Annotated in this window: 12 protein-coding genes; 9 read left to right on the top strand and 3 right to left on the bottom strand. The window is 29.1% G+C overall.

Annotation, left to right across the window (positions count from 1 at the left end; translation table 11 throughout):
* Positions 1-2: 2 nt before the first annotated feature.
* The 6 genes from N456_RS19070 to N456_RS19095 all read left to right on the top strand — a co-directional run bounded on the left by N456_RS19070 (position 3) and on the right by N456_RS19095 (position 6,913).
* Positions 3-842, top strand: coding sequence for a DUF4249 domain-containing protein (locus N456_RS19070; protein ID WP_062060628.1), 840 nt, complete (start codon positions 3-5; stop codon positions 840-842).
* 341 nt (positions 843-1,183) lie between these two features.
* The gene (locus N456_RS19075; RefSeq protein WP_062060586.1) at positions 1,184-2,377 is read left to right on the top strand and encodes a serine hydrolase domain-containing protein; all 1,194 of its coding nucleotides are present in this window, start codon (positions 1,184-1,186) and stop codon (positions 2,375-2,377) included.
* A gap of 235 nt (positions 2,378-2,612) precedes the next feature.
* Positions 2,613-4,991: a TonB-dependent receptor gene (locus N456_RS19080; RefSeq protein WP_062060588.1), complete on the top strand. Its 2,379-nt coding sequence runs from the start codon at positions 2,613-2,615 to the stop codon at positions 4,989-4,991.
* Between the two features lie 3 nt (positions 4,992-4,994).
* A complete protein-coding gene (locus N456_RS19085; protein WP_062060590.1) occupies positions 4,995-5,810 on the top strand; it encodes a DUF4249 family protein in 816 nt (271 codons plus the stop codon).
* A gap of 67 nt (positions 5,811-5,877) precedes the next feature.
* A complete protein-coding gene (murQ, locus tag N456_RS19090) occupies positions 5,878-6,690 on the top strand; it encodes an N-acetylmuramic acid 6-phosphate etherase (RefSeq protein ID WP_062060592.1) in 813 nt (270 codons plus the stop codon).
* Complete coding sequence (locus N456_RS19095) at positions 6,680-6,913, top strand: DUF6095 family protein (protein WP_062060631.1); 234 nt, start codon at positions 6,680-6,682, stop codon at positions 6,911-6,913. Before murQ ends, N456_RS19095 begins: the two co-directional genes overlap by 11 nt.
* A gap of 92 nt (positions 6,914-7,005) precedes the next feature.
* On the opposite strand, the gene N456_RS25445 is transcribed toward N456_RS19095, so the two are convergent.
* The 3 genes from N456_RS25445 to N456_RS19105 form a co-directional block, all read right to left on the bottom strand.
* On the bottom strand, positions 7,006-7,140 hold the full coding sequence (locus N456_RS25445; protein ID WP_205410286.1) for a class I lanthipeptide: 135 nt from the start codon (positions 7,138-7,140) through the stop codon (positions 7,006-7,008).
* A gap of 91 nt (positions 7,141-7,231) precedes the next feature.
* Positions 7,232-7,654 (bottom strand): hypothetical protein, encoded by a 423-nt coding sequence (locus N456_RS19100; protein WP_062060594.1) that lies wholly within the window; start codon positions 7,652-7,654, stop codon positions 7,232-7,234.
* A gap of 212 nt (positions 7,655-7,866) precedes the next feature.
* Positions 7,867-8,376: a DinB family protein gene (locus tag N456_RS19105; protein WP_062060596.1), complete on the bottom strand. Its 510-nt coding sequence runs from the start codon at positions 8,374-8,376 to the stop codon at positions 7,867-7,869.
* Between the two features lie 296 nt (positions 8,377-8,672).
* Here N456_RS19105 and N456_RS19110 point away from each other — a divergent pair, with 296 nt between their 5' ends.
* The 3 genes from N456_RS19110 (at position 8,673) to N456_RS19115 (ending at position 10,639) form a co-directional block, all read left to right on the top strand.
* A complete protein-coding gene (locus N456_RS19110) occupies positions 8,673-9,494 on the top strand; it encodes a hypothetical protein (protein WP_062060598.1) in 822 nt (273 codons plus the stop codon).
* A gap of 317 nt (positions 9,495-9,811) precedes the next feature.
* Positions 9,812-10,063: an ISAon1 family transposase N-terminal region protein gene (locus N456_RS25450; protein WP_420834730.1), complete on the top strand. Its 252-nt coding sequence runs from the start codon at positions 9,812-9,814 to the stop codon at positions 10,061-10,063.
* A 216-nt stretch (positions 10,064-10,279) separates the two neighbouring features.
* The gene (locus N456_RS19115; RefSeq protein WP_240315557.1) at positions 10,280-10,639 is read left to right on the top strand and encodes a transposase; all 360 of its coding nucleotides are present in this window, start codon (positions 10,280-10,282) and stop codon (positions 10,637-10,639) included.
* Positions 10,640-10,863: the final 224 nt, after the last annotated feature.

The following is a 10,863-nucleotide window of genomic DNA, read 5'->3' on the forward strand; positions in this document are numbered from 1 at the left end:
AAATGAAAACATATATAAAAAGCATCATATTAATTATAGTTATAACCTTTACATCATGTTCTGATGTAATTAATGTAGATGTACCTGTAGCAAGTCCAAGACTAGTAGTAGAAGCTTCTATAGATTGGCAAAAAGGTACCTCTGGAAATGAACAATCTATAAAGCTAACCACTTCTACCCCTTATTTTGATAAAGAAAAAAACAATAAAGTACAAGGAGCCTCTGTTAAAATAATCAATGATAATGATGGCACAGAATTTATCTTTATAGATCAAAAAAATGGAAATTATATCACTTCAGACTTTGTTCCTGTATTGAATCAATCATATACCTTAGAAATTATCTATAATAACGAAGTATATATTGCTAAAGAAACAATGACTCCTGTTACAGACGTTAAAAACATCACTCAATCCATAGAAGATGAAGTACTAGAAGTAAATCTTATGTTTGATGATCCAAAAGATATAGAAAACTTTTATTTCGTAAAATTTAAAGAAAGAGGAGATCTATTCCCTGAGTTATTCTATGAATCCGATGAATTTTCTGATGGAAATGAAATGAAAGTTGTCTTCAGTAAAGAAGAAGATGATGACAGTACCATCCAAGAATTAAAACCTGGAAGTATTGTAGACATTAAGCTACATGGAATATCAAAAAGATATTATAAATATATTCGATTAATGATAGATCAGTCAGAAAGTGATGGTGGACCATTCTCTACTACTCCTGCTCCATTACGCGGAAACTGTACCAATCAATCAAAACCAGAAAATTATGCTTTTGGTTATTTTAGACTTACTCAAGTAATCAAAACAAGTTATACTCTAAAACAAAAGTAATTATAAGTCTTTTACAAGACTCTTATTAAATACACAAAGCCGATGTTCTGATATCAGAACATCGGCTTTGTGTATTTAATATTCTATAAAAAAAATGTCTTAAATCTTTAAAAAAAAGCAACCATTATCTAGCCAAACTGTCTTTATAAGTAACATTAATTAATGCCAAAATTTTAAATGATCTGACATCATTTAAAACTAAGAATATCATATATCATCCTATTTTTTTATACAAATTCATATGCCATAAATATAGTCATCTGATTACTGTACCTAAAAATAGTATCCTACTACTGTATGATATAATGAACTTTTATAATACTAATTTTAAATAATCTAAAATGAAAAAAATAATCTTTATATCATTACTTTTTTTAATAATCTCTTGTAATAAGGATGATGATTCCATCAATATCAATAAACATCTAGATGATAAACTCCAAAAAGCATATGACAATTCAAAACTAGCAGGGTTTTCTGTAGCAGTGGTTGATAATAATAAAGTGCTGTATAAAAAATCTTTTGGATTTGCAAACATCAAAAAAAATAAGAAATACTCTAATCATACAGTCCAAAATATCGCATCAATATCCAAAACTTTTATTTCATTAGCCATAATGAAAGCCGTAGAACAAGGAAAACTTAATTTAGATGCTAATATTAACACCTATCTTCCTTTTGATATTATACATCCATATCATCCTACAAAACCAATTACAATTAGACATTTAGCTACACATACATCAGGAATCAATGATGGAGATGTATATAATAAAAGTTATATTTTTGAAAACCCTTCTGAAGTAGACGTGTCTCGTTATCCAGAAGAAATTCAACCATTGATGCTCTTTTTTAAAAATAACATTAAAATGGATGAATCCATATTTTTAGAAAAAGTATTATCCACCTCAGGTGAATGGTACTCAAAAGAAAATTTTATAGAAAATGCTCCAGGAGAGAAATATGAATACAGTAACATTGCTGCAGCATTAGCCGCATTTATTGTAGAAAATGTAACAAATACCTCTTATGAAGAGTATACTAAAAAACACATCTTTACTCCACTACAAATGGATGCTACAGGTTGGAATTTCAGTAGTATAAACACCAAAAATCTATCTACGCTTTATCTTAAAAAAGATTTAGAGATACCTAGATATTCTTTAATAACAAAAGCTGATGGAGGAGTAATAACTAGCACTTCTGATTTTAGTAAATACCTAATAGAGATGATAAAAGGATATCATGGCAAAGGAAAATTACTATCTGCAGAGTCCTACAAAACTATATACACACATCAGGCTAATCATACTGAAATAGCAGAAACAGAAGGAGGTATATTTTGGGAAATCACTGATAATAAGACAATAACACATGATGGAGGAGATCCAGGAACATCAACAATATGCCTTTTTGACCCTATCAAAAATAGAGGATATTATTTTGTAACAAATATTAGTACCGACTTTAATGCTGAAATAGAAGAATCATTAGATAAAATATGGGCTCTAATAACCAATGAAAAAGTCAATTAAATAAGAATCTATTTCAATAAAAAAAAGGTAATTATGTTAGAGAACATAATTACCTTTTTTTTATTCATCAACAAGCATAATATTCTCGGATAAATATATCTAAATAGTAATCACATAATATAATCTACTAGTTTTAATAAATACAGAATTAATACTAATTAATTGTAAAATTCATAACATATTCGTTTCTTTACTATGCTACGTATTATTAGCTGTAATTGGTAAAAATTTTCCTTTGAAAAAACAACTATTATCTATTCTTATATTAATAGTAATATTCCCGTACTCTATTCTTAGTCAGGAAAAATTCACATTAAGTGGTGTTATTTCTGAAAAATCTAGTAACGAAACTCTTATTGGAGTTACCATTTCATTTCCCAAAATAGGAAAAGGGGTAGTTACTAATGAATATGGTTTTTATTCGATTACCCTACCTCCAGGAAAATATAAATTACAAATAAGTTACTTAGGATTTATAGATGTTATTCAAGAAATTGATCTCAATGAAGATAAGAAATTATCTCTCCAACTTACAGAATCTTCAGAAATGCTTGACGAAGTAGTTATCACAAAACAAACAAATAAAATAAACATCAAAAATCCACAGATGAGCATTAATCAGCTCACATCTAAAACAATAAAACAAATACCCGTTGTTCTAGGGGAAGCAGATGTCATCAAATCAATCATTTTATTACCAGGAGTTACCAGTGCAGGAGAAGGAGCATCTGGTTTTAATGTTAGAGGAGGAGCCACAGATCAAAATCTTATTTTATTAGATGAAGCTACCATTTTTAACTCTTCTCACCTATTTGGTTTTTTCTCTGTATTTAATCCGGATGCTATCAAAGATATTAAATTATATAAAGGAGGTATTCCTGCTAAATATGGTGGTCGCATATCTTCTGTATTAGATATTTACCAAAGAGAAGGAAACAGTAATAATTTTAAAATTAATGGAGGATTAGGACTTGTATCAAGTAGATTATTAGCCGAAGGACCTATTGTAAAAGATCGTGGAGCCTTTTTAGTAGGAGGCAGAACCTCTTATGCACATCTTTTTCTACCACTGTTTAATAATAATAACATAGCATATTTTTATGATTTAAATACAAAATTAAATTATAAAATTAATGATAATAATAATTTGTATATATCAGGATATTTTGGTCGTGATATATTTTCCTTAAATAAAATTTTTAAAAACACCTATGGCAATACAGTACTGAATCTAAGATGGAATCATCTATATTCAGACAAATTATTTTCCAATTTATCCCTAATATATTCGGATTATTTTTATGGATTAGAACTCGATTTTGTCGGTTTCAAATGGGATTCTGGTATTCGAAATTTTAATTTCAAATATGATTTAAAGCATTACCTCAGTGATCAATTCCAACTGAATTACGGTATCAATACTATCTATTATAAATTTAATCCAGGCGAAATAAAACCTAATCGAGTAAATTCTGGAATTAACCGAGAAAAACTCACGAATAAGTACGCTAATGAACTCGGGATATATATTGACGTAGAACATAAAATTAATACTAATCTAACCATCCAATATGGTCTTAGGTTAAGTAATTTTATAAGATTAGGGCAAGATGAATTAAATATATACCAAAATAATACTCCTCTTTTATTTAATGAAAAATTTCAAGTTTATGAAGCTGCAAAACCTATAAAAACAGTGCGTTTTAATAGAAACAGTTCTATCAAAACATTTACCAATATAGAACCAAGAATAGCATTATCATATGCATTTAATAAAAATACGTCTATAAAAGCTAGCTATAATAGAATGGCTCAGTATCTGCACCTTCTATCAAATACTAACTCCCCTACTCCCTTAGATGTATGGACTCCAAGTGGTAAATATATACAACCACAATTACTTGATCAGTATGCCTTAGGTTATTTTAAAAATAGTAGTCAAAATAAATATTCTATAGAATCAGAACTTTTTTACAAAGAAATTAAAAACCGTATTGATTATATAAATGGTGCTGATTTAATTGCTAATAATGCTATAGAACAAGACATTCTAAATGGTATAGCTCGTGCTTATGGTTTAGAAGTTATGCTTAGAAAAAATAAAGGGCGATTAAAAGGTTGGTTAGCTTATACTATATCTAAATCAGAACAAAAAACACCCGGAAGAACACCTTTAGAACCCGGTATCAATAATAATAAATGGTATGATACCCCTTATGACAAAACTCATGATATATCTATCAATACTAATTATGAATTAAGTAAAAAGTGGAAATTTGGAGCTAATTTTGTTTTTCAAACAGGTCAACCCACCAATTATCCAACAGGACAATTCCAATACAGAGGATTATCAGTACCCATATTTGATGGTTTAAGAAACAATGAACGGTTACCAGCATATCATAGAATAGATATCTCTGCTACATTAACCCCTAAAAAAAATAAAGACAGAAAATGGAAAGGAGAATGGGTATTCAGTATTTACAATCTATATAATCGAAAAAATGCAGCCTCAATTAGTTTTACAAGAAATTCAGAAACATATATAAATGAGGCCATAAGAACTTCCATTTTTGGAATCATACCTGCGGTAACTTATAATTTTAAGTTTTAGAAAATGAAAAATATAATATATATACTTACCCTGCTAGTAACACTAACCAATTGTGAAGACGTAGTTGATATAAAAGTTCCTAATGGAAAATCTAGATTAGTTATTGATGCTTCTTTCGAGTATTATCAAAACGAAAAACCTGTTACTATAAAAGGAGGAGTAAAACTTACACTATCAACACCTTTTTTTGATAGTATTATTCCGGCTGTAAGCAATGCTACTGTTTTTATTACAGACATGAGTAACAATTCAATTATTAATTTTATCGAATCGAGAGAAAAAGGATTTTACACCCCTGATTCAATACAATTTATTCCAAAATTTAAAACTTCATATCAACTTACTGTCATTCATAATAATGAAACCTATAATGCTATTGCACGGCTCATACCTACGGTTATTATTGATAATGTAAAACAAGGTGATAGCACTTTATTTGAAGGTGATGAAACCGAAATTATTGTTTCTTTTACAGACGATGGTAGCCGTAATGATTTTTATCTTTTTAATTTTGATTTCAGTCTATTTTTAGCAAGTGAAGATCGTTTTTATCAAGGTAAAACATTTAGCTTTTCTTATTTTTATAAAAATATGGTAGATGGAAGAGACATCTCTATAAAAATATTAGGTATCGATGAACGGTATTATAACTACGCTAATTTGCTTATTGACCAAAGTGAAGAAAATGGAGGAAATCCATTTAAAACCCCTCCTGCCTTATTACGAGGAAACATTATTAACATAACTAACCCAGATAACTATGCTTTAGGGTATTTTAATCTCTCTGAAGCTAATCGATATGATTTTACTATAAAGTAGTAACAATTTGTTTTTAAAAAATAAATCATTACTCTTATTTAAAATCAAAAAAGAGTATTTTTGAAATATGTCATTTATAAAAACTACAGAACAAGCATCAAAATATACTAATTTAGAAAAAATGAGTATTAATGAATTGCTAAGTAATATTAATAAAGAAGATAAGACAGTACCTGATGCTGTAGAGCAATCTATACCACAGATTGAAATTTTAGTTACTCAAATCACAAAAAAACTTGCTGATGGAGGTCGATTATTTTATATTGGAGCAGGAACAAGTGGACGGCTAGGTGTTGTAGATGCTAGTGAGTGTCCTCCTACCTTTGGAGTCTCTCCCAATTTAGTAATTGGTTTAATTGCTGGTGGTGACTTAGCTATTAGAAATAGCGTAGAGCATGCAGAAGATAGTACCAATCAAGGTTGGAAAGACCTAGAAACACATCATATCTCCAAAAAGGATGTAGTCATAGGTATTGCTGCTTCAGGAACTACTCCATATGTAATAAGCGCATTGCAATATTGTAATGAACATCAGATTACTACTGGTTGTATTACTTGTAACGAAGGAAGCCCTCTAGCTCTTACTGCACAATTTCCAATTGTAATTACTGTAGGCCCTGAGTTTTTAACAGGAAGTTCTCGAATGAAAGCAGGAACTGCCCAAAAATTAGTACTTAATATGATTTCTACTGCGACTATGATTCAATTAGGAAAAGTAAAAGGTAATAAAATGGTAGACATGCAACTTAGCAATGCTAAATTGATAGATAGAGCACTACGTATGATTATGGAAGAATTATCGATTGATCGTGAACATGCCACAAAATTATTAAACGACTATGGAAGTGTACGTAATGCAATCGATAACTATGGAGCCTAAAAAAACCAATAAAGAAATATTAGGTAAAGGCATACAACGTATGGCTATTGCACTTATTTTTATGTTTATTAGCCCTGTTATTATACATTCTGCTTTTAAAAATCAAGAACATCAATTATACATCCCTATTCTTATTTTAGGAATATCCGGAGCTATATTTGCAATACTAATGGTTTTTAAAGGTTTAAAAACTATAATGGAAGCTATATTTGGTAAAAAATAAATCACTAACATGCCTACACATGCAGTGACTTATTTACAGATCAATCAAAAAACTTTAAATATTATGAAAATATTTAAAATGTTTATGTATTACTAGCGAGTATGGCAACTAGTAGGAAACCAACTTCTACCCGCACCACCTTTTACAGTAATCATTTTATCACTGTTTAATATAGAAATCTTTTTTTTATCTAACTTTAATTTGTTTAATTTATTTATTTTTTTCATTATAAAATGTATTTAATGTTCGCTTACTCTTTTACAGGATTTTCAGCATTCTCCTAATAATATAAGATTTTATTTTGTTCATTAAAAAAGATTAGTTATTCCCAGAAAAAGCCCAAGAATTCCCTGCAATAGTAGCTCCTATTGATAACTTATTATTATTTATTGAAATTCCTACTGAAGATCCGTCAGTAGAAACAGAAGCATATGCCCCATTAGCGGTAATAAACCTCAATCCTTTTATTGAAGGTACTTCATCACTAAAAACAATAGTATATGAATCGCCTAGTTTAGAAATTTTTGCAGATCCATTTTCAACCACAATTTCTCCAGAACCATTAGCAGGTGTATAAACTAACCTACCATCATAATCTGTCAGAGATGTAGTGGGTATCGTTGCAAATTTTTGCATAATTTTATCATCATCATCACTACCACATGAAACAATTAATAAGATAAGAAAAACGAATACTGTTTGTAGTATTGTTAAATAAGAATTATTTCTAAATTTCTTCATGTCTAAATTTTTAAATTATAAAGACAAACTTAGAAGAAACTAAAATGAAAAATGATTTGTTGCGGATTACAAACCAAACAATGTGGACAAACAACCTTTATTTGAGGATTTATGTTTTTTTTAGTTAAAAAAACACTATTAGCAATTCTAAATTAAGTATATAATAGTTATTCTTATAAAAAAGCATCTTGTCCATTGTAATATATAGAATATTAAATTCCTTCTCTTTTATTAATCGGAGTAGTTGGATTGTAACCAAACCCAGAGATCTTTACTTCTACCCCTAAATAATCTAAAATATAACCTATAGTAGCATAATGATGTATTGCATGACTATTAGCATGAGAAAGAATACTTTCTAATGTATAATTAACCGTTACCTTACCCTCCCCCATATGGTCTGTAACATGAATTAAATAATCTGTATTCACATCAATAAAAGAAAGTAACGTTTCCTGAAGGTCATATATATGAGTTATTGCAAACTCTTTATTCTTAGACAAAATTTCATCCCTTTTACGAGCTGTTAAATCTATATTATTAGAATCTAAACCATTAATAATACAATCAAAAAAATCAAGAGTATGTCGTATATGAGAACCTATACTAGAAAAATATGGACCTACTGAAGTATCTTGATAAGTAGTAGAATCTATACTATTAAGTAATGCTATAGCATTATTAAGATTATTATTTATTGAAGATATAACTAATTCTTTCATAAAGCGATTTGACGTAATATTATAACTAACTTACAAAATATCTAGGTCAGATTATATTTTTTTATAAAAAGTCCTATTTATTATACTATTATTACATGCAACAACGTTTATATACTATCTAAATTTAACACAATATATCCCTTGTTGTATAGAGTAGGACATTTACGTCTAACGTTAAGGTTTTCCCGTAAAAATTAAGATAAAAAGCGTTTTTTATCGATTAATGACTTATTTTTTTGGATATTACAAATTAAATATTGTATTATTGTATATCATTTTAAAAGCCCCAATGAAGAATGAAAAAAACTGCAATTATTTTATTCCTTTTATTTTTTGTTTTCGAGATTAATGCTCAAAATTTATACGATGATGCCTTAACTGCTGCAAGCTATGCGTATTCACACAGTAAAAAAGCTCATGGGGCAAATAATGTTTTTCATACTCAAGAATATGCAGATAAGGCTATAGAAGCTTTTTCTAAAGTTGAAAATTTAGCAGAACAATGTGGATGTAAAAAAGCAAATGAAACTGCATATAAAGCAAAAGTAGATATGGAAAGTGCTTTAAATGAAGATACATATGAACGTAGTAGATATTTTGCTAAAAGAGCAAAAGAACTAGGTTCTAACTTATTAGAGCAGTTAACTTTTTGTCAGGCAAATAATAGTAGTACTGACATAAATGAAGAAATGACTTATGTCAAAGAAAAAAATGAGTTGGTTGAAGCAACACAAGACGTAGTTAACAAGCAAAAGGAATTAGAAGAAAAGCGTCTTAAATTAGAATTAGAACAGAAACAATTAGAACAACAAATAGCTGAGCAAAATAAAAAGAAATTAGAATTTGAAGCTAAACGTGCTGCTGAACTAAAAGAGCAAACTTTAATAAAATCAAAAGCAGAATTAGCTTTACAAAAATTAGAAAATGCTCTTCAAGAATTAAGTTTAATTCTAAATCAAGAATCTAAATTTGAATCACAAGCTGATTATTTACGAAGTGAAAATGATCTAAAGAATGAATCACTTGACGATACAAAGACTTTTTATGTAAATAGAGCTAAAGAATTGACTAGAATAGCGATGCAAAAATTTACTAGCTATACAATGGCAGAAAATTAATTAATACTGAATTTTATTTTGTAGCCCCAAAATAGAATTTTTTCTAAACGACACCTAATATATAATACATATGGTGTCGTTTTTTTTATTTTATTTTTTAAAATCAATCAATTTTTAACTACCTAATAATTTTAGAAGGAAATCTTTAAGCTACTTTTGATCAAGATCAATACATAAGATCTAAAATACTCTTTGAGTACTATCCCGGTATCAAAAAAGCGGATCATTCCTAAAAGTTGTGTGTGAATTGAAATAAGAATATGATCTTTGTAAATAAAATCAACTATTGGATCCATATATTGACTTAACTAAAGGTTCTGTTACCAGAATTATTAATTACCCATTTTGATATTGTAAAACACGAGACAGCTAATGATGTTCTTCATCTATATTTTGAAGAGAAGAAGGATGTTCCAGAGGAATTTTCATCTAGCATTATTATCTCTCACGGTTTTCATAAAGAAATTACCATTCAAGATTTTCTTATTCGAGGCAAGAAGGTTTATCTTCATATTAAACGTCGTCGTTGGTTAGATAAAAGCACTAAGGAAATAGCTCCAAGAAATTAGGATTTAGTAGCACAGGGAACTCGTATGACAGTAGAGTTCGCTACTTTTTTAAAAGTACTTAATCAGTACTAAACCTAACGACTGTCATACTATCGGTGGTTTATATGGTGTTAATGGTAAAAAATTACAACGTGTCAGTTTCGAGACTATCTGAGTGAATTTAAAGATTGGAAAGATAAGCCATACGTTAAAGAGTGGCTGATCTTCCCTGAGAATATGGAGAAGTATTTATCCATTGATGAAACCGCACTCTCCAAAGGAGAACTCTACACTATTATTACCAATAAAAGTGCTAAAGGCAAGAAAGGAGCTATCGTTGTTATACTCTCAGAGACCAAGGCTGAACCTATCATAGCACAATTGATTAAGATCCCAAAATCACTTAGGGATAAGGTCAAAGAGATTACTTTAGATATACCACATTCGATGAAGGTTATTGTAAAAAAATGTTTCCCTAAAGCCACCCAAGTTACCGATCGCTTTTATGTACAAAAACTAGCTCTAGAAGCTTTGCAGGATATCAGGATTAAACACCGTTGGGAAGCTATAGACCAAGAAAATAAACAGATCAAGTAAGCTAAAAGCAAACAAAAAGACTATAGCTCAGAAACCTTTAGCAATGGAGATAGCAGAAAACAACTCTTAGCCAGAAGTAGATACCGATTCTACAAAGCACCTAATAATTGGACTCAAAATCAATACCTAAGATCCAAAATATTATTTGACCAATATCCAGACATTAAAAAGCATACAACCTAGTACAATGGCTAAGAAATATATTTAATACTGTTACTTCTATG

The organism is Aquimarina longa SW024 (genome assembly GCF_001401755.1).
Classification (GTDB): Bacteria; Bacteroidota; Bacteroidia; order Flavobacteriales; family Flavobacteriaceae; genus Aquimarina; species Aquimarina longa.

What these genes read in the sequence shown, in the direction of transcription:
- N456_RS19085 (WP_062060590.1), top strand. Translation starts at nt 4,995, where the DNA reads ATGAAAAATATAATATATATACTTACCCTGCTAGTAACACTAACCAAT.
- N456_RS25445 (WP_205410286.1), bottom strand. Translation starts at nt 7,140, where the DNA reads ATGAAAAAAATAAATAAATTAAACAAATTAAAGTTAGATAAAAAAAAG.
- N456_RS19105 (WP_062060596.1), bottom strand. Translation starts at nt 8,376, where the DNA reads ATGAAAGAATTAGTTATATCTTCAATAAATAATAATCTTAATAATGCT.
- N456_RS19115 (WP_240315557.1), top strand. Translation starts at nt 10,280, where the DNA reads ATGGAGAAGTATTTATCCATTGATGAAACCGCACTCTCCAAAGGAGAA.
- N456_RS19075 (WP_062060586.1), top strand. Translation starts at nt 1,184, where the DNA reads ATGAAAAAAATAATCTTTATATCATTACTTTTTTTAATAATCTCTTGT.
- murQ (WP_062060592.1), top strand. Translation starts at nt 5,878, where the DNA reads ATGTCATTTATAAAAACTACAGAACAAGCATCAAAATATACTAATTTA.
- N456_RS19095 (WP_062060631.1), top strand. Translation starts at nt 6,680, where the DNA reads ATGGAGCCTAAAAAAACCAATAAAGAAATATTAGGTAAAGGCATACAA.
- N456_RS19070 (WP_062060628.1), top strand. Translation starts at nt 3, where the DNA reads ATGAAAACATATATAAAAAGCATCATATTAATTATAGTTATAACCTTT.
- N456_RS19110 (WP_062060598.1), top strand. Translation starts at nt 8,673, where the DNA reads ATGAAAAAAACTGCAATTATTTTATTCCTTTTATTTTTTGTTTTCGAG.
- N456_RS19100 (WP_062060594.1), bottom strand. Translation starts at nt 7,654, where the DNA reads ATGAAGAAATTTAGAAATAATTCTTATTTAACAATACTACAAACAGTA.